The following is a 19,977-nucleotide window of genomic DNA, read 5'->3' on the forward strand; positions in this document are numbered from 1 at the left end:
TTGATCTTGATGCACCGCGCCCTCGAGAGGCCGAGTGGAGGTTCTGCGCAGTGGGCAACCCGGCATGGATGCCGGGTTAGCCGCCCCCGGCCATGGATGGCCGATGGCGGCGGGCCCACGGAGCAGGACCGGAGCGAGGGCATGCCGAGCCTAAGCGAGGCACCGAACGACAGGGGCAAGAGCCCTTTGGTTACTTTGGGGCTTTTCCAAAGTGACTCGCTGTAAAAGCGAAACCGATAGCCGCCGTGACCGCAAAAACGGATATGTCCCCCAACCTTAAGGAACAGCATCAGGCCCAACTCGCCGGGCTTTCTCATTTCCGGGATTCATACAGACAGCTAATTGTCATGAAATGAAAAGCCATTGTCGTCTGATGAGAAGCGACTCTCTAGACGGCGTCCTACAGTCCAATCAGCGCAATTCGACGCAGCACGCCCATCTTGCAGATTGGAGAATAAGAAAAAATGGCTAAAGCCGTACGCTTCTACGAAACCGGTGGTCCCGAAGTCCTTCGTTATGAGGAGGTCGAAGTTGGCGATCCCGGTCCAGGCCAGGTTCGACTTCGTCATGTGGCGGTCGGCCTGAACTATGCCGACACCTACTTTCGCAATGGCACTTACCCGATCCCGATGCCCAATGGCATGGGGGTTGAAGCCTCCGGTGTGGTCCAGGCCATCGGCGAGGGAGTTACCAATGTCCGCGTGGGTGATCGCGTCACCTACACCGGTTTTCTCAACACTCTGGGCGCCTACAGCACCGAACGCCTGATCCCGGCCGCGCCGCTGATCAAACTGCCGGAAACCATCAGTTTCGAGACCGCCGCAGCCATGACCATGCGTGGCCTGACGTCGTCGTACCTGATGCGGCGCATTTACGATTTCAAGGCCGGCGACAGCATTTTGCTGCACGCCGCCGCGGGTGGTGTGGGCCTGATCGTTTCGCAGTGGGCCAAACTGCTCGGGCTGAACGTCATCGGCACCGTGTCCACCGAGGCCAAGGGTGAAATCGCTCGTGCCCATGGCTGCGAGCATGTCATCAACTACAGCCATGAAGACGTCGCCCAGCGCGTTCGCGAGTTGACGGACGGCGTCGGTGTCAACGTGGTGTTCGACAGCGTCGGCAAAAACACCTTCATGGGTTCGCTGGATTCGCTCAAGCGCCGTGGCCTGATGGTGTGCGTCGGGACGGCATCCGGTCCGATCCCGGCCTTTGACCCGGTGATGCTGGCGATGAAAGGCTCGCTGTTCATGACCCGTCCGGCCCTGGCCGATTACATCGCCGACCCGGCGGAAAAAGCCGCGTTGGCGGGCGAGTTGTTCGACCATGTCGGCAGCGGTCGGATCAAGATCGAGATTAACCAGCACTACGCTTTGCAGGATGCCGTGCAGGCCCATCGCGACCTGGAATCACGCAAGACCACGGGCTCGTCGATTTTCGTCATTTAAGGGAGTCGTCTGCCATGAAAGTCGAACAATTGACCTGCAGCATTGGCGCCGAACTGATCGGCGTCAACCTCGCCGATGCGGTGCATGACGACGGTCTTTTTGCCGAGATTCGTGCTCAGCTGCTCACGCATCGGGTGGTGTTCCTGCGTGATCAGGACATCACTCGCGCCGAGCACGTGGCCTTCGCTCGCCGCTTTGGTGAGTTGGAAGATCATCCGGTGGCCGGCAGTGATCCGGATCATCCAGGGCTGGTGCGCATCTACAAGAACCCGGACCAACCGATGGACCGCTACGAGAATGCGTGGCACACCGACGCGACCTGGCGCGAGGCGCCGCCGATGGGCTGCGTGCTGCGCTGCGTGGAGTGCCCGCCGGTGGGCGGCGACACCATGTGGGCCAACATGGTCGAGGCCTACGCGCGCTTGCCGGAAGACGTGAAGGTGAAGATTGCCGACCTGCGCGCCCGCCACAGTATCGAGGCCAGCTTCGGTGCGGCCATGCCGATCGAAAAACGCCTGGCACTCAGGGAGAGATTCCCGGATGCCGAGCACCCGGTGGTGCGTACCCACCCGGAAACCGGGGAAAAGGTGCTGTTCGTCAACGCCTTCACGACGCACTTGAGCAATTACCACACCCCCGAGCGGGTACGCTTCGGCCAGGACGCCAACCCGGGCGCGAGCGAGTTGCTGCGCTACCTGATCAGCCAGGCCTACATCCCCGAGTATCAAGTGCGCTGGCGCTGGAAGCCCAACAGCATCGCCATCTGGGACAACCGCAGCACCCAGCATTACGCCGTCATGGATTACCCGCCGTGCCATCGCAAGATGGACCGTGCCGGAATCATCGGCGACAAGACTTACTGATCGACCCCTTCTGCATTCGCACTCGTAAAGACGTCTGCCCGGCACGATCCCGGGTGGGCGCGACAATCATAAAAACAGGAGTAACTCATGCAATTCTTCGACGATTCCCTGCACCCGGAAAACATGGAAAAGGTGGTCATCACCGTGGCCCCGTACGGCCCGGAATGGATGCCGGAAGACTTTCCCGAAGACATCCCGCTGACCATGGACGAACAGGTGCAAAAAGCGGTCGAGTGTTATGAGGCCGGTGCCACGGTTCTGCACCTGCATGTGCGTGAACTGGACGGCAAGGGCTCCAAGCGCCTGTCCAAGTTCAACGAATTGATCGCCGGCGTGCGTGAAGCGGTGCCGGACATGATCATCCAGGTCGGTGGCTCGATTTCTTTCGCGCCGGAAAGCGATGGCGAAGCCGCCAAGTGGCTCTCTGACGATACGCGCCACATGCTGGCCGAGCTGACGCCAAAACCGGATCAGGTCACGGTGGCGATCAACACCACCCAGATGAACATCATGGAACTGCTGTATCCGCAATACCTGGAAGGCACGTCCCTGGCCAATCCCCTGTATCAGGCCGCCTACAGCGAAATGACCGTACCGGCGGGCCCGGCCTGGGTCGCCGAACACCTCAAGCGTCTGATGGACAACGGCATCCAGCCGCACTTCCAGCTGACTGGCATGCACGCGATGGAAACCCTCGAGCGTCTGGTGCGCAGGGGCGTCTACAAGGGCCCGTTGAACCTGACCTGGATCGGTATCGGTGGCGGTTTCGATGGCCCCAATCCGTTCAACTTCTTCAATTTCATCCACCGCGCGCCAGACGGTTGCACCCTGACCTCCGAGTCGCTGCTCAAGAACGTCATGCCGTTCAACACCATGTCGATGGCCATGGGTATGCACCCGCGTGTGGGCAATGAAGACACTATCATTGATCACAAGGGCGATCGTTTCGGCTCGGTTGCGCAGATCAAGCAGACCGTGCGCATCGCTCATGAACTGGGTCGCGAAATCGCCAACGGCAAAGAAGCGCGTGAGATCTACCGCATCGGCGTGCAGTACCAGAGCATCGAAGAAACGCTGCTGGCCAACGGTATGGCCCCCAATCGCAAGGCGGGGCAGAAAGGTGTGCCGCAACGCGGCTGATCGGCAGACGATGCGGGGGTCAATGACCGCCCGCTCGCTGCACTGCAACACGCTTGATAACAACAATAAAACAAAGCTTTGAGGAGGCTGCATGGCCTTTCACCCAATCGCCGCAGACGATGACGACTGTGCTGTCGGTGTTGCGCGCCCGTATGCCTGGATCGTCTTCGCACTGACGTTCGGGTTGTTGATTTCCGATTACATGTCGCGCCAGGTGCTGAACGCAGTGTTCCCGATGCTCAAGGGCGAATGGGCCTTGAGCGACGGCCAGCTCGGCCTGCTCAGTGGCATTGTCGCCCTGATGGTGGGGCTGCTGACAATTCCCCTGTCATTGCTGGCGGATCGCTTCGGCCGGGTCAAGAGCCTGGCGCTGATGGCCTTGCTGTGGAGTCTGGCAACGCTGGGCTGCGCGTTGGCGCAGGACTATCAGCAGATGTTCATCGCACGATTCATGGTCGGCGTCGGCGAAGCGGCGTACGGCAGCGTCGGCATCGCGGTGGTGATTTCGGTGTTTCCCAAACACCTGCGTGCAACGCTGGCGAGTGCCTTCATGGCGGGGGGCATGTTCGGTTCGGTATTGGGGATGGCGCTGGGCGGTGCAATCGCCGCCAAGCTTGGCTGGCGCTGGTCGTTCGCCGGCATGGCGCTGTTTGGCCTGGTGCTGGCGGTGTTGTATCCGCTCATCGTCAAGGAAGCGCGCATTGCGCCGCAACGTGCCGCTCAGATTGCGAACAAAACTGCGGCAGCGGTCAAGCGCCCGTTGCGTACGCTGTTTTCCAGCCGCTCGGTGATCGCTGCCTACATCGGCAGTGGCTTGCAACTGTTCGTCGTCGGCACCGTGATCGTATGGATGCCCAGTTACCTCAATCGTTATTACGACATGGCCACGGACAAGGCAGGCGGCGTCGCTGCGATCATCGTGCTGTGCAGCGGTGCGGGAATGATCCTGTGCGGCATGCTCAGCGATCGACTGTCGCGCCATTCGCCGGAGCGCAAAGTCGCTTTGGCCATCGCCTATTGCCTGGGCAGTTGCCTGCTGTTGTCGGCGGCATTCGCCCTGCCGGCAGGGCCTGTGCAATTGCTGCTGATCTGTCTCGGCATGTTGATTGCCGCCGGCACGACCGGCCCTTGCGGCGCGATGGTTGCCAACCTGACCCATTACTCGGTCCACGGCACGGCTTTCGCCACGCTGACCTTGGCCAACAACATGCTGGGGCTGGCGCCGGGGCCATTCATCACCGGCAAGGTGTCTGACCTCATTGGCTTGCAGGCCGCCTTTCAGTGGGTGCCGCTGGTCAGCATCGCGGCAGCGGTCGTGTTCTTTTATGCCAAGTGTCATTACCACAAGGACATTGCTCGGCTTAAGGGCGAGCAAGTCCACGATTCGATGAGCAAAGCGGTGTTAGAGGTGAAGTTGTGAGTGGTCGTTTACGTATTGATGTGTTCTTCGATTTCATCTGCCCTTGGTGCCTGATCGGCAAGCGTCAACTGGAGCATGCGCAGGTACAGTTTCGCAGTCGCCACCCGGATGTGCAGATCACCACGGTGTGGCATGGCGTGCAGTTGCTGCCTCAGTTGCCGGTACAAGGTGAGCCCTTCGCCGATTTCTACCGCAAACGTCTGGGCAATGCCGATGCTATGACCATGCGCCAGGCTAAGGTACAGCAGGCAGCCGCGGCGGTTGGACTGACCATCGACCTCAGCCACATCGAGACGATGCCCAACACCGCGGACGCCCACCGTTTGTTCGAACGAGTCAGCGAACTGGGCAATGCTACTCAGCGTGAAATGTTGCTCGAACGGCTGTTTGCCGCTTATTTCCGCAAACGCGAAAACCTGGGGTGCCGCGAGACTTTGCTCACCATTGCCCGCTCCTGCGGCGTCGATACGGACGTGGTGCTCGATTGCCTGAAGGGCGACGCCACGCCATTTGAAGGCTTCCCCGGTGCGACCAGTGGCGTGCCGAGCTTTCAGTTCGACCGCCGCATGACGGTGATCGGTGCGCAACCAGCTCAGGCGCTGCTCGGGGCCATGAGCCAGGCACTGAAAGAAAGTGATAACGAGCGGCAACCGGCATGAGCCGGCGTATCCCCGTGCCTGCCGGAAAACTCCCGCAGGCGGGCGGTCGTGCACTGTTCGAATTCGATGACAAAAGCCTGGCGTTATTCAACGTCGAAGGTGACGTGTTTGCCATCGACGACAGTTGCCCGCACCAGGGCGCCTCGCTGTGTGGCGGGCGCCTTGAGGGGCGGGTGATTCAGTGTTGTGCCCATGGCCTGCGCTTCGATCTGCGTAGCGGCTACTTGCTCAATTCCACTGCTGTCAAAGTCGCCAACTACCCGGTCGAGATCATCGACGGCCAGGCGTTCATCGTCATCGTTCCCGAGGAGGCCGCGCCATGAGCGCCATCGCTCTCACCCGTATCCACAGCCGAACGCGCGAATTGGCGCCGGGTTTTGTCGTCAGTCTGATCGTTGCAGCCGCTGCGTCGTTTCTGTCCGAACACTACGGTGCGCCGGTGATGCTGTTCGCTTTGTTGCTGGGAATGGCGCTGAACTTCCTGGCCGGTGACGGCGCCTGCAAGGCCGGCATCGAGTTCACCGCACGCACCGTGTTGCGTATTGGTGTGGCGCTGCTGGGTATGCGTATCACCCTTGAACAGATGGTGGCGCTGGGCTGGAAGCCTGTGGCGCTGGTGGTGATTGTGGTGGTGGTGACCATCGGTGTCTCGGTGATCGCGGCCAAGGCCATGGGATTCCAGCGTTTGTTCGGCATGCTCACCGGTGGCGCCACCGCGATTTGTGGTGCGTCGGCGGCGTTGGCGCTGGCGGCGGCATTGCCCAATCATCCGCAGAAAGAGCGCGCAACGTTATTCACGGTGATCGGGGTGTCGGCGCTGTCGACCCTGGCGATGATCGTGTACCCGATGATTGCCAACTGGCTGTCGTTGTCACCACAAGTGGCGGGCGTGTTCCTGGGGGCGACCATCCACGATGTCGCCCAGGTCGTCGGTGCCGGTTACAGCATGTCGACCGAGACCGGCGATACGGCCACGGTGGTCAAGCTGATGCGGGTCGCCATGCTGCTGCCGGTGATCGTCTGCGCTGCCATGATTACCCGCATGCAGGGCGCCGACCCGACCGGTAAACGACCGCCGCTGCTGCCTTGGTTCGCCGTCGGGTTTCTGATTCTGGCCTGTATCAACAGCACGGGCTGGGTAGCCCCGGTGGTGCAGGGATCGGTCAATGAATTGTCGCGCTGGTGCCTGGTGGTTTCCATCAGCGCCCTGGGCATGAAGACCCAGCTCAAGGAGTTGGCCGCGGTGGGCATCAAGCCGATCCTGCTGATGGTGGGGGAGACGGTGTTCCTCGTCGTGCTGGTGCTGTTGTTGCTGCATTGGGGTCTCTAAGCCCGGTCACGAATACTGGCTGCGACGTAACGCTGTAGCAGCTGTCGAGCCTGCGAGGCTGCGTCCGGCTGCGAAGCAGTCGTAAAATCAGAACCTGCGGTGCATCAGACAAACCGCGTCAGCCGGATTCACGACTGCTTCGCAGCCGAACGCAGCCTCGCAGGCTCGACAGCTGCTACTAAGGGCCGCACTGCGTTGACTCCTCGGCCGGTGTCACAGACACCGGTTTTTTTGCGGCGACTGTACCAGCAGTCGCCGTTTTTTTTGCGTCCCTTTCAGTTGATTCAGGGGGTCGAGGAGCCGGGCAGGGTGCTCGGCTCGCTGGGCGCCTTGGGTTGTTTTTGCGCGCTGCGCCAAGCCGCCGGCGGCATGCCGAATTGGGTGATGAACCAGCGTGTGAAGGAGCTCGCCATGGAGTAGCCGAGCATGTCAGCGATCCGGCCTAACGAGTAATTCGGGTTTTCCAGGTAGCGCAACACCAGGTCACGGCGGACGTCGTTGATCAGGTCGTTGAAGGCGCAGCCGTCGTCTTTGAGGCGTCGTTGCAGGGTCCGAACGTTCATGCCCTGGGTCTGGGCGATCTGCTCGATGGTGGCGCGTCCCATCGGCAACAACAGGTAGATGGCTTTGCGCACCTCGAACAGTATCGAAGGGCCTTCGTGGTTGAGCAGCGAGTCGAGGTAGCTCTGGGCGTAGCGCGCCATGGCCGGGTCGGCATGGGGGTTGGTCATGTCGAGGCTGGCATTGGGACAGACAATGCCATTGAACTCGCTGCCGAACTCCAGTTTGCAGCCGAACAGACGGCGATGCAGTTGCAGGTTGTCGGGAGGCTGGTGCGTGAAGTTGACACTGTAGGGATGCCAGTGTGCGCCGAGCAGGGCGGCGCACAGGCGGAACATCACGCCGATGGCCAGTTCATTGGCTTGTCGGCAGGGCATCGGCGATTCGGTGACCACCTCTTCGCGAATGATCACCATCTTGCCTGCCTCCTCGATGAACAGGGCCAGCGAATCGTTCATCAGATGACGGTAGTGCACCAATACTTGCAACGTATCACGCAACGTACGCTGGTGGCTGAGCAGCAAACTGACCACGCCGAAGTCCGAGAGCTGGCGCGACTCGGCCATGCTCAGGCCGAAGCTCTGGCAGCCACTGGCGGCGGCAGAGTCCTCCAGCAGACGCACGGCGGCATCGATGGGAATGCGGTGTTCAGGGGCTTGCAGCTTGGCTTTGCTCAAGCCGACGCCGGCCAGTACATCGTGCGGGTTGAACCCCAGGTACTGAGTGACCTCCAGGTAGTTGGTCAAGACGGCGGCGCGAACAAGCTTGGGCATGCGAAGGTCTTTCCTGGGCCGGTTGCGATTCAAATTTGCGTGGCGACTATATCCAGCACATCAACAATTGAACAGTTGTGACGTTGTCGAGGGCGTTCGCCCAATGCTGTCCAAAATCACACCGCTGTTGTGGAGCAATCGACGTTCACCCATTGATTACAGTGAGCTGTAGAGAACCTGCAGGGATATTCGACCAGTGGTCGCTGTGCGCCAACACTTGGAAATTTGTCATGAAAAGAAAAGTGCCTGACGTCCAATGAAAAGCACCTCGGGCGAGCGCTCTTTAATGTCAGTCCTACAAAAAGCCCCTGGCGATAGAGCCAGTCGAGTCATCGAGAAAGCGAAGGTGTTGAAGTGGACAAACTGCAAACTGCCGCAACCGTTCTGATCGTACCGGGCCTGCGCGAGCACGTTGCCGAGCATTGGCAAACGTTGCTTGAAGCCCGGCTGTGCAAGGTGCGCAGTGTGCCGCCGCTGGACACCGACAAACTCGATTGCGCCAAGCGGGTCGAAGCGATTCAGCATGAATTGGAACAGATCGACGGGCCGGTGATTCTGGTCGCTCACAGCGCCGGTGTGCTGATGGTTGCGCACTGGGCTGCGCGGCACAGTCGGCCGATCAAAGGCGCGCTGCTGGCCGCTCCGCCGGACCTTGATGCCCAATGGCCGCAGGGCTACCCCTCCGCTGAAACCTTGCGTACCCAGGGTTGGGACCCTCTACCCAAAGGCCGGTTGCCGTTCCGCAGTCTGGTGGCCGCCAGTACCAACGACCACCTCGCCAGCCTGGATGCCGCCACGCGCATGGCCGAAGGCTGGGGCAGCGAACTGCTCAATCTCGGCGACGTCGGTCATCTCAATCCTGCTGCCGGGTATGGGCGCTGGCCACACGCCGAAGCACTCATCCTCGAGCTGGACCGCTAGTTCAGGCGCCGGTTGGCCCGCGCCATCCGGCTATTGCCCTTACTCCTGAAAACGTAAACCCCTGGAACAAGGGGTTGCGCGAGGGCGGCTGCGCTTAAAACAAATACAAAAAGGCGGAGACAACGCAATGCACAACAATAAGAGTCACGGGTTCGCACCCTCGCGTTACACCTTGCTGGCCTCGGCCATACTGGCAGCGGTCGTGCCGGTCGCACAGGCGGTCGAGCTCGACACAGGTAACCCGGACTGGACCGTGCGCCTTGATAACACCGTGAAGTACAACTACGGCGTACGCACCGAAAGCGCCGACAAACGCATGCTGGCAACGCCGAACAACAACGACGGCGACTACAACTTCCGCAAGGCCGGAACCAACATCACCAACCGTGTCGACCTGTTGACCGAGATGGATGTGGTCTACCAGAACCACATGGGTTTTCGTGTCAGCGCCGCCAGTTGGTACGACAAGGCCTACGAGAACACCGGTTCCAATTCCAACCCGTTCGTCAACGGCAACGACGCAAGGTCGGGTCTGGTCGCCAACGATCCGCGCCTGGCCGGGGTCACCGGCGACAATGTCGGCAACGGCAGTCCGCACCTGAGCAACTACGCCCAGCGTTACTACACCGGTCCGTCCGGCGAAATCCTCGATGCCTTCGTGTTCTACAGCACCGAAGTGGGCGAGGAGTCGCTGCTGAGCGTCAAGGCCGGACAGCACAACGTGTTCTGGGGCGAGACCATTCTCAACCCGGTGCACTCGAACAGTTACGGCCAATCCGGCCTGGACCTGGCCAAACTGGCCGCCTCGCCGGGCACTGAAGCGAAGGAACTGTTCGTTCCGCGTAATCAGTTGTCGATGTCATTCACGGTCAATCCCGAACTGACCGTGGGTGCTCAGTATTTTCTCGATTGGGACGCCGCGCGCCTGCCGGAAGCAGGCACTTATTACGGTGGTTCCGACCTGGTCGGTTTCGGTGCGCAGTCGTTCCTGCTGGGCAACACCAATGGCGTGGTGCCGGGCAGTCCGCTGGGTTGTGGTCTGGCGCCCTGCAATGGCTTGACCAATGTGCGTCGCGGTCATGACCTGACACCGGACAACCGCGGTGACTGGGGTGTTATGGCCAAGTGGTCGCCGGCCTGGCTGGATGGCACCCTCGGCGTGTACTACCGCGAAACTTCGGAAATCCTGCCGCAAGCGTGGCTGGATGCCAGAGGCCTGAGTTCGGCCAACCCCAACGGCACCCGGCCGGCAGGGCAAGTGCCTGCGGTGGTCAACACGCTCAACTCGCTGAGCACCGCCACCTATCAGATGGCCTATGCCGACAACATCAAGATCGTTGGCCTGAGCCTGTCCAAGGATGTGGGCGGGATCAGCGTGGGTTCGGACCTCAACATTCGTCACAACATGCCGCTGGCCAGTATTCCGGCGGTTGTCAGCACGAACAGTCCGCTGGGTCTGGGCGCGGGTCTTGGCCTGTTGCCGGCGCGTACGGCTGCCACCGGTGTGGTTTATGACACCCCGGAGAAGGGCGACAGCATGGCCGCCACCGGCGACACCTTGCACTGGACGCTCAACGGTCTGATGACCATTGCTAAAACGCCTGTGTTCGATTCGGCAACCCTGCTGGGCGAGCTGTATTACAGCAATCTGCTCAAGCTCGATAGCAAGAACGAGGCGCTCTACAAGGGCAAGGACACCTATCGCGGCATCGACCAGCCGACCCGGGACAACTGGGGCATCGCGGTCAATTTCACGCCGACCTGGTACCAGGTGTTTCCCGGTGTCGACCTCAACGCACCGATGTCCATCAACGTCGGTCTCGACGGCGTCTCACCGGTGTCCGGTGGCGGTGCCAAAGACACCGGTAACTACGCCATCGGCCTCGGCGTCGTTGTGTACAACAAATACTTCGTTGATCTGAAGTACGTGGACTCCTTCGGCAAGACCGACAAGTGCGACGCCAGCGGTCTGAGCACCGGCGCGGCCAATGCCGGCAGCGGCGACGGCTCCACACCCAATGCCTTTAGCGGCAATGAAAACTACGCCTGTTACGCCGGTGGCTACTCAGCCTTCTCCGGTGGTGGCGCTACGACTGAGGACCGTGGCGCCGTATACCTGACGATGAAAACCACTTTTTGATTCACCACTGATTTGCTCAATGCAAGCAGGAGAATAACAAGATGAAATTCGCCAAAACCGTGTTGGCCGCTTCGCTGGCCATGGTCCTTGCCGCCCAGGCACAGGCCGCTGTTTCAACCCAGGACGCTGCCAAATTGGGCAGCAGCCTGACCCTGGTGGGCGCCGAAAAGGCCGGGAACGCTGATGGCTCCATCCCCGCTTATGACGGTGGCCTGACGACGCCGCCGGCCAGTTTCAAATCCGGTGACAGCATGCGTCCGGATCCCTTCGTCAACGAAAAACCATTGCTGGTGATCGACGGCAAAAACGTCGATCAGTACAAGGGTTTGCTCAGTGCAACCACGGCGGAACTGGCCAAACGTTTCCCGAGCTTCCACGTCAATGTCTACCCGACCCACCGCACCGTTTCGCTGCCAAAAGCCATCCTCGATAACGGCGTGAAAAATGCCAGCGGCGCCAAGTCCCTCGAAGGCGGTTTGGCCATCGATAACGTGCTGCCGGGCGTGCCATTCCCGATCCCGCAGTCGGGCAACGAAGCGATGTGGAACTTCCTGCTGCGCTATCAAGGCGTGAGCATCAATTCCAAGTATGACTCCTGGAACGTCGACTCCGCCGGCGTGCCGAGCCTGGCGACCACCGGCCAGGCGTTCATTTCCTATCCGATCTACGAAAACCTCGCGCAGCCGATCAGCAGCGCCGACGTGTACTACCAAATGAAGCTGTCCTATACCGGCCCTGCGCGCCGGGCCGGTGAAGCGGTGATGCTCAAGGACGCCGCCAACCCGCTGCAGCAACCGCGCCGCGCCTGGCAATACCTGCCGGGCCAGCGGCGGGTCAAGCTGGCACCGAACCTGGCGTACGACACGCCTAACCCCGGCACCGCCGGTGCGGGCACCTACGACGATGTTTTCGTGTTCAACGGTGCACTGGATCGCTACGACTGGAAGCTGGTGGGCAAGCAGGAAATGATCGTGCCCTACAACACCTACAAGCTGACTTACGCCCAGGACCCCAAGTCGCTGACCACCGCTAATCACCTGGCTCCCGACTACGTGCGTTGGGAAAAACACCGTGTCTGGGTGGTGGAAGGCAACCTCAAGGCCGGCGCTCGACACATCTATCAGAAGCGCCGCTTCTACCTCGATGAAGACAGCTGGACCGCTCTGGCCTCTGACCAATACGACGCCCGTGGTCAGCTCTATCGCGGTTCCTTCGCGTTCCTCAGCCAGAGCTACGACAAGCAGATCCCGGATTCCACGCCCTTCATGATCTACGACCTGGTGGGTGGTTCCTACAACATCAACGGCGTGGTCGGGCCTTACGGCGGCATCAAGTACATCGATCCGCTTTCCAAGGCGCAATGGTCGTCGGAATCCCTGGCCGGCGCCGGTATTCGCTGAGCCAACCGCAACAACGCCCGCTCGACTCACTGCTCACGAGGCGGTGGGAGCGAGCGGGCGTCAGGTTTCAACGTCAGACACACGGATGTGTGTCCCGGCGCGGTTTTCCGAAGAGGACGCGGTATGTGTTCGTACAAGAATTATTTGCAGGTGGCGTTTGGCGTTGTGCTCGGCCTGTTGCAGGGCGTCACCCACGCGGCCGATTACGTCGATGTGCTGGACCTGCCCGCCAAGGTCAGCGCCTTGGCCATCAACAGTCCGTTGTCCGGCATGGCCCGCGCCGGTGAGCGTGTGATCGCCGTCGGCCAGCGAGGCCATATTCTGTTTTCCGATGATTCCGGCAAGCACTGGCAGCAGGCCGCGGTGCCAGTCAGTGCCGACCTCAATGCCGTGAGTTTTCCTTCCGCCACCCAAGGCTGGGCGGTGGGCGGCGACGGTGTGGTGTTGCACAGCAACGATGCGGGTGCGACCTGGCGCAAGCAACTGGACGGCCGCGAGATCGGGGCCTTGCTGGTCAAACATTACCAGGCGTTGGCCCATGCAGAACCTGGCAACGAACAATGGCCGCTGCTGGTCGCCGAAGGTGAGCGCCTGGTGGCGCAGGGCGCCGACAAACCCTTGCTCGATGTCTGGTTCGCCAACGAGCACCTCGGCTATGTGATCGGGGTGTTTAACCTGATCCTGCGCACCGAGGATGGCGGCCAGAGCTGGATCCCGTTTCAGGACCGCACCGACAACCCGCAGGGCTTTCACCTCAACGCTATCGCCTCCACCGGCGATGCGCTGTACATCGCTGGCGAGCAGGGCCTGTTGCTGAAATGGGATGACGCCCAACAGCGCTTCGCCGCTGTGCAGACACCCTATCAAGGCAGTTTTTTCGGTGTGCTCGGCAAGCCTGGCGAAGCGCTCGTCTACGGCTTGCGCGGCAATGTGCTGCGCAGCACCGATGGCGGTTTCAGTTGGACCCCACTGAAGAATGGCCTGCACGTCAGCATCACCGCCGGCATTGTCGATGCGCAGGGCGATTACCGCTTGTTCACCCAGGGCGGGCAGATGCTGGTCAGCCAGGGCGCAGGCGCGCAATTGCATCTGGTTCCGCAACGGGCACCGACACCGGTGACCGGCGCCACTCAGTCCGCCGACGGTGCACTGGTGGTAGTTGGCAGCCGTGGTGTACGGACGCTGGCCGTTGAATAAGCCCTCGAACCCTTAGAGCGAGAACCCAGACATGGGCCATATCAAACAAGAAACCATGCCGGTGATCCGCGATCTGCGGGACTTCGACCGCCAATCCGGCAATCGGCTGGAGCGGCTGGTGTTCAACTACCGTCCGCTGTTCATGCTGCTGATGGCGCTGGCCACCGTGGTGCTGGGCTACATGGCCGCGACTCGCCTGGAGCTGCGCCCAAGCTTCGAGAAAATGATTCCGCAGAGTCAGCCGTACATTCAGAATTTCCTGGAAAACCGTCAGTCGCTGCGCGGTTTGGGTAACTCGGTACGAGTGGTGGTGGAGAACACCCAGGGCGATATTTTCGACCCCGGTTACCTGGACGTGCTCAAGCAGGTCAATGACAAATTGTTCCTCACCGAAGGCGTCGACCGCGCCTGGATGAAGTCGCTGTGGAGCCCAGCGGTGCGCTGGACCGAAGTCACCGAGGAAGGTTTCCAGGGTGGCCCGGTGATGCCCGATACCTATGAGGGCAAGCCTGAGCAAATAGAACAGCTGCGCCAGAACATTTCCCGTGCCGGTATCGTCGGCAGTCTGGTGGCCAGCGACTACAAGTCGAGCATGTTGATCGTACCGCTGTTGGACAAGTCCACGGCCAGCGGTCAACGCATCGACTACCACGCCTTTTCGCAGATGCTCGAAGAGCAGTTGCGCGACAAGATCGAATTCGCCGGTGACAGTGCTGCACGCAAGGCCGGGGAGGAGGGCAAGGGCCAGTACAAAGTCCGGGTGATCGGTTTCGCCAAGCTGATGGGCGACCTGATCGACGGGTTGATTCAGGTGATGATGTTCTTCGGCCTGGCCGTGGTCACTTCGCTGATCATCATTTACGCCTACACCCGATGCGTTCGCAGCACCTTGCTGGTGGTCGGCTGCTCGTTGATAGCGGTGGTCTGGCAACTCGGCATCGTCGCCTGGCTCGGCTATGCCATCGACCCGTACTCTGTGCTGGTGCCTTTTCTGATTTTCGCCATCGGTGTGTCCCATGCGGCGCAGAAGATGAACGGGATCATGCAGGACATCGCCCGTGGCACCCACAAGCTGATCGCCGCACGCTACACCTTCCGCCGTTTATTCATTGCTGGTGTCACGGCGCTGCTGGCCGACGCCGTCGGATTCGCGGTGCTGATGCTGATTGATATTCCGGTGATCCGGGATCTGGCGATCACCGCCAGCATCGGTGTGGCGGTGCTGATTTTCACCTCGCTATTACTGATGCCGGTGGCGCTTTCATATGTTGGCGTCGGCGCCAAGGCTGCCGAGCGTGCGCTGAAAATCGACACGCGCGCCGAAGGGCACAAAGGCTTCGGCAAACTGTGGGACTTGCTCGACCGTTTCACCACGCGCAAGTGGGCCACGGGGGCGGTATTGGTCGCGGTGCTGATGGGCATCGGCGGCTTCATGGTCAGCCTGCAGTTGAAGATCGGCGACCTGGAAAGTGGCGCGCCGGAGTTGCGTGCCGATTCTCGCTATAACCGTGACAACGCCTACATCACCAGCCACTACGCGCTGTCCAGCGACCTGTTCGCGGTGATGATCAAGACTGCGCCGGAAGGCTGCTTGAACTACAAGACGCTGGTCCTCGCCGACCGTCTGGCCTGGGAACTGCAGCAGTATCCGGGCGTGCAGGCGACGGCTTCGCTGGTCAACGCGGTGCGCCAAATCACCGCCGGTACTTATGAAGGCAACCCCAAGCTCAACAGCATCCAGCGCAATCAGGACGTGCTGAACTACGCCGCGCAGCAAGCCTCGGTCAACTCCCCGGAGTTGTTCAACACCGATTGCTCGCTGATGCCGGTGATCACCTTCCTCAAGGACCACAAGGCCGAGACGCTGGATGCGGTGGTGGGCATCGCCGAGAAATTCGCCCGGGAGAACAACAGCGAAGATCGCCAGTTTCTGCTGGCGGCCGGGTCGGCCGGGATTGAGGCGGCGACCAACATTGTGGTACGCGAGGCCAATCGCACGATGCTGTTGTACGTCTATGCGGCGGTGACGCTGTTCTGCCTGATCACCTTCCGCAGTTGGCGCGCGACGCTGGTCGCCCTGCTGCCACTGGTGCTGACTTCGATCCTCTGCGAAGCGTTGATGGTGGTCATGGGCATTGGCGTGAAGGTCGCGACCTTGCCGGTGATCGCATTAGGCGTGGGTATCGGCGTGGACTACGCGTTGTACCTGCTCAGCGTGCAGCTGCATTACCAGCGCCAGGGCCTGCCGCTGTCTCAGGCTTACCGCAACGCCGTGTCGTTTACCGGCCGGGTGGTGGGCCTGGTGGGCATCACCCTGGCGGCTGGCGTGGTGTGCTGGGTCTGGTCGCCGATCAAGTTCCAGGCCGACATGGGCATCCTGCTGACCTTCATGTTCCTGTGGAACATGCTGGGCGCGCTGATCCTGATTCCTGCCCTGTCTTACTTCCTGCTGCGTCATCCCGTTCCGCAAGCCCAAGTGGCACAAGCCGGTGCAACCGGTACATCCCAACGCCAGGGCATGCCGCATGCCCTGACCACTTCCGAGTAAGCCAACGATGTCTGATTACAAAGCTCCTTTGCGCGATATGCGCTTCGTACTCAACGAAGTCTTCCAGGTGTCCCGGCTATGGGCCCAATTGCCTGGCCTGGCCGAAGTGATCGATGAAGAAACGGCCGCCGCGATCCTTGAAGAGGCCGGCAAGATCAGTGGCGAAGTTATCGCACCGTTGAACCGCAGCAGTGATGAACAAGGCTGCACCTGGAGCAATGGCACGGTCACGGCTCCGGACGGTTTTGTCGCGGCTTATCAGGCATTCGCCAAAGGCGGTTGGGTGGGTGTTGGCGGTGATCCGCAGTTCGGTGGCATGGGCATGCCCAAAGCCATTTCGGCTCAGGTCGAGGAGATGGTCAACTCGGCCAGTCTGTCGTTCGGTCTGTACCCGATGCTGACCGCCGGTGCGTGCCTGTCGATCAATGCCCACGCCAGTCAGGAACTCAAGGAACGCTATCTGCCGAACATGTACGCCGGCACCTGGACCGGTTCGATGTGCCTGACCGAGGCGCATGCCGGCACAGACCTGGGCCTGATTCGCACCCGCGCCGAGCCTCAAGCCGACGGCAGTTTCAAGATCAGCGGCAGCAAGATTTTCATCACCGGCGGCGAGCACGACCTGACCGAAAACATTATCCATCTGGTACTGGCGCGGTTACCGGATGCACCCGCCGGTCCTAAAGGCATTTCGCTGTTTCTGGTGCCGAAGGTATTGGTCAATGACGATGGCTCGCTGGGCGAGCGCAACGCGCTGTCCTGCGGTTCCATCGAGCACAAGATGGGCATCAAGGCCTCCGCCACGTGCGTGATGAACTTCGACGGGGCGATCGGCAGGATCATCGATGCGCCAAACAAGGGCTTGGCGGCGATGTTCACCATGATGAATTACGAACGTCTGGGCGTGGGCATCCAGGGCCTGGCGTTGGGTGAGCGTTCGTACCAGAACGCCGTCGAATACGCCCGTGACCGTCTGCAAAGCCGTTCGCCGGCGGGCGCGCAGAACAAGGACAAAGCCGCCGATCCGATCATCGTTCACCCGGATGTACGGCGGATGCTGTTGACCATGAAGGCCTTGAACGAAGGCGGGCGGGCGTTCTCCAGCTACGTCGCCCTGCAACTGGACACCGCCAAGTACAGCGATGACGCGGCAACCCGCACCCGCGCCCAGGAACTGGTGTCGCTGCTGACCCCGGTGGCCAAGGCGTTTCTCACCGACATGGGGCTGGAAACCACGGTGCATGGTCAGCAGATCTTCGGCGGCCATGGTTACATCCGAGAGTGGGGCCAGGAGCAATTGATTCGCGACGTGCGCATCACCCAGATTTACGAAGGCACCAACGGTATCCAGTCACTGGACCTGGCCGGGCGCAAAATCGTCGGCAGCGGCGGGGCGCTGTACCGGCTGTTCGCTTCGGAAATCCGCAACTTTACCGCCAATGCCTGCGCTGACCTCGGCGAGTTCACTAAACCGTTGAACGCCGCCATGGACACCCTTGACGAACTGACTGCATGGCTGCTGGACCGAGCCCGGAACAACCCGAATGAAATCGGTGCGGCCTCGGTCGAGTACCTGCACGTGTTCGGCTACACCGCTTACGCCTACATGTGGGCACGAATGGCCAAGGCTGCCATGAGCACGCATTCCAAAGACGATTTCTACGTCAGCAAACTGGCCACCGCGCGCTTCTACTTCGCCCGTCTGCTGCCACGTATCCACTCGTTGAGCGCGTCGGCCAAGGCTGGCAGCGAATGCCTCTTCGCATTGCAAGCCGATCAGTTCTGAAAGGACAAGGAACCACAACCATGATGGCGACAAAAATAATTCCGCCCGCTGACGGCGCCTATGCCTATCCCTTGCTGATCAAGCAATTGTTGCTGTCCGGCGTGCGCTACGAGCCGGGTCGGGAAATCGTGTATGCCGACAAACTGCGCTACAGCTACCAGACCCTCAACCAGCGGATCCGCCGGCTGGCCAATGCCTTGACCGCTGCCGGCGTCAAGGCCGGTGATACCGTGGCCCTGCTCGACTGGGACAGCCATCGTTACCTGGAATGCTTCTTTGCCGTACCGATGATCGGTGCGGTGCTGCACACCGTGAACATCCGTCTTTCGCCGGATCAGGTGCTCTACACCATGAACCATGCCGAAGACGACCTGGTGCTGGTACATGATGATTTCCTGCCTCTGGTTGAACAGATTCAGGGGCAGCTCAAAACCGTCAAAGGTTACCTGCAGCTTACGGATGACACAGCAAACCACACGTCGCTACCGGTGCTGGGGGAATATGAAAACCTGTTGGCCGGGGCGGCCGGCCAGTACGACTTTCCCGACTTCGATGAAAACTCCGTCGCGACCCTTTTCTACACCACGGGCACCACGGGCGACCCTAAAGGCGTGTATTTCACCCACCGCCAATTGGTCTTGCACACTTTGAATGCCGTCGGCACTTTGGGCGTCTATCAGGGGTTGCCGCTGCTGCGCTCCGATGATGTCTACATGCCGATCACGCCGATGTTTCACGTGCATGCCTGGGGTGTTCCTTATGTCGCCACCCTGATGGGGATCAAGCAGGTGTACCCCGGCCGCTACGAACCCAACAGCCTGGTCAGGTTATATCGAGAGGAGAAGGTCACGTTCTCCCACTGTGTGCCGACCATTCTGCAAATGATCCTGAGCTGTGAGGAAGCGGCACAGACCCGTTTCGATGGCTGGAAAATGCTCTTGGGTGGCAGCGCACTGACGCTGGGAATTGCCAGCGAAGCGAGCGCCAAAGGTATTCAGGTGCACAGCGGTTACGGCATGTCGGAAACCTGTCCGTTGCTGTGCCTGACATACCTGCGTGACGAAGACCTCGATCAATCCACGCAAGCCCAACTGGCCACCCGCATCAAGACTGGCACACCGGTGCCGATGGTCGACCTGAAAATCATCGATGCCAATGGCAATGACGTTGCCCATGACGGCGAGTCCCTGGGCGAGATCGTGGTGCGCGCGCCCTGGCTGACCCAAGGCTATTTGAAGGAGCCCGAAAAGGGCGCCGAGTTGTGGCACAACGGCTGGCTGCACACCGGCGACATGGCCTCTATCGATGCGTTGGGTGGCGTGGAAATCAAGGATCGCATCAAGGATGTGATCAAGACAGGCGGGGAGTGGATCAGCTCCCTGGAACTGGAAAGCCTGATCAGCGAACACCCGGCCGTCATGTCGGTCGCGGTGGTGGGCATCGCCGATGAGCAATGGGGCGAACGGCCGATGGCGCTGGTGGTGTGCGAGCCTGGACAGTATCTCGACCGCAAGATCCTGGAGACGCACCTTCAAGGGTTTGTCGAGCGTGGCCGCATCAATAAATGGGCGATTCCCAAGCAGTTCAAGTTCGTCGCCGAGATCCCTAAAACCAGCGTCGGGAAGATTAACAAGAAGCTCATCCGGGAAAGCGAATTGGGCTGAAAAAGGTGCGGGGGGATGCTACGTCAGCAGCGATGTTGGCTTGCGAGGACAGCACCTCCAGACTCTGAGCGCGGGAGGTGCGAGGCGGGTTGCAGCAACCCGTGTTTCACCGGTCTGGGTTTCGAGAGGA

The 19,977-nt window shown here is 60.7% G+C and carries 15 protein-coding genes; 14 read left to right on the top strand and 1 reads right to left on the bottom strand.

The features are described from left to right. The first annotated feature begins 464 nt into the window (after nt 1–464). The 7 genes from ACYZUA_RS14320 to ACYZUA_RS14350 all read left to right on the top strand — a co-directional run bounded on the left by ACYZUA_RS14320 (nt 465) and on the right by ACYZUA_RS14350 (nt 6,857). A complete protein-coding gene (locus tag ACYZUA_RS14320; protein ID WP_046049434.1) occupies nt 465–1,445 on the top strand; it encodes a quinone oxidoreductase family protein in 981 nt (326 codons plus the stop codon). A 14-nt stretch (nt 1,446–1,459) separates the two neighbouring features. Beyond that, complete coding sequence (locus ACYZUA_RS14325; RefSeq protein WP_461963711.1) at nt 1,460–2,308, top strand: TauD/TfdA dioxygenase family protein; 849 nt, start codon at nt 1,460–1,462, stop codon at nt 2,306–2,308. A gap of 87 nt (nt 2,309–2,395) precedes the next feature. Next, nucleotides 2,396–3,448 carry a beta-keto acid cleavage family enzyme gene (locus tag ACYZUA_RS14330; RefSeq protein ID WP_461963713.1) on the top strand — a complete coding sequence of 351 codons (1,053 nt, stop codon included), beginning with the start codon at nt 2,396–2,398 and terminating at the stop codon, nt 3,446–3,448. 91 nt (nt 3,449–3,539) lie between these two features. Then, entirely contained in the window at nt 3,540–4,868 is a 1,329-nt protein-coding gene (locus ACYZUA_RS14335) for an MFS transporter (RefSeq protein ID WP_461963715.1), read from the top strand. Beyond that, entirely contained in the window at nt 4,865–5,527 is a 663-nt protein-coding gene (locus ACYZUA_RS14340; protein WP_461963717.1) for a DsbA family oxidoreductase, read from the top strand. Before ACYZUA_RS14335 ends, ACYZUA_RS14340 begins: the two co-directional genes overlap by 4 nt. Continuing rightward, entirely contained in the window at nt 5,524–5,850 is a 327-nt protein-coding gene (locus tag ACYZUA_RS14345; protein WP_461963719.1) for a Rieske (2Fe-2S) protein, read from the top strand. Before ACYZUA_RS14340 ends, ACYZUA_RS14345 begins: the two co-directional genes overlap by 4 nt. Beyond that, nucleotides 5,847–6,857: a YeiH family protein gene (locus ACYZUA_RS14350; protein WP_461963721.1), complete on the top strand. Its 1,011-nt coding sequence runs from the start codon at nt 5,847–5,849 to the stop codon at nt 6,855–6,857. The genes ACYZUA_RS14345 and ACYZUA_RS14350 overlap by 4 nt, the downstream gene beginning before the upstream one ends. Before the next feature lie 284 nt (nt 6,858–7,141). Here ACYZUA_RS14350 and ACYZUA_RS14355 read toward each other — a convergent pair whose 3' ends face one another. Further along, a complete protein-coding gene (locus ACYZUA_RS14355) occupies nt 7,142–8,191 on the bottom strand; it encodes an AraC family transcriptional regulator (protein WP_461963724.1) in 1,050 nt (349 codons plus the stop codon). Between the two features lie 354 nt (nt 8,192–8,545). Here ACYZUA_RS14355 and ACYZUA_RS14360 point away from each other — a divergent pair, with 354 nt between their 5' ends. The 7 genes from ACYZUA_RS14360 to ACYZUA_RS14390 all read left to right on the top strand — a co-directional run bounded on the left by ACYZUA_RS14360 (nt 8,546) and on the right by ACYZUA_RS14390 (nt 19,847). Beyond that, nucleotides 8,546–9,112 (top strand): RBBP9/YdeN family alpha/beta hydrolase, encoded by a 567-nt coding sequence (locus tag ACYZUA_RS14360; protein WP_461963726.1) that lies wholly within the window; start codon nt 8,546–8,548, stop codon nt 9,110–9,112. A gap of 127 nt (nt 9,113–9,239) precedes the next feature. After that, on the top strand, nt 9,240–11,252 hold the full coding sequence (locus ACYZUA_RS14365) for a DUF1302 domain-containing protein (RefSeq protein ID WP_461963728.1): 2,013 nt from the start codon (nt 9,240–9,242) through the stop codon (nt 11,250–11,252). Nucleotides 11,253–11,293: 41 nt separating this feature from the next. Continuing rightward, nucleotides 11,294–12,652, top strand: a complete 1,359-nt coding sequence (locus ACYZUA_RS14370) for a DUF1329 domain-containing protein (RefSeq protein ID WP_461963730.1) — start codon at nt 11,294–11,296, stop codon at nt 12,650–12,652. A gap of 123 nt (nt 12,653–12,775) precedes the next feature. Beyond that, the gene (locus ACYZUA_RS14375; protein ID WP_461963733.1) at nt 12,776–13,849 is read left to right on the top strand and encodes a WD40/YVTN/BNR-like repeat-containing protein; all 1,074 of its coding nucleotides are present in this window, start codon (nt 12,776–12,778) and stop codon (nt 13,847–13,849) included. Between the two features lie 31 nt (nt 13,850–13,880). Continuing rightward, nucleotides 13,881–16,397 carry an efflux RND transporter permease subunit gene (locus ACYZUA_RS14380; RefSeq protein ID WP_461963735.1) on the top strand — a complete coding sequence of 839 codons (2,517 nt, stop codon included), beginning with the start codon at nt 13,881–13,883 and terminating at the stop codon, nt 16,395–16,397. 7 nt (nt 16,398–16,404) lie between these two features. After that, on the top strand, nt 16,405–18,183 hold the full coding sequence (locus ACYZUA_RS14385) for an acyl-CoA dehydrogenase C-terminal domain-containing protein (RefSeq protein ID WP_461963737.1): 1,779 nt from the start codon (nt 16,405–16,407) through the stop codon (nt 18,181–18,183). A gap of 20 nt (nt 18,184–18,203) precedes the next feature. Continuing rightward, entirely contained in the window at nt 18,204–19,847 is a 1,644-nt protein-coding gene (locus ACYZUA_RS14390; protein ID WP_461963739.1) for a fatty acid--CoA ligase, read from the top strand. Nucleotides 19,848–19,977: the final 130 nt, after the last annotated feature.

The organism is Pseudomonas sp. LS2P72 (assembly GCF_054897865.1).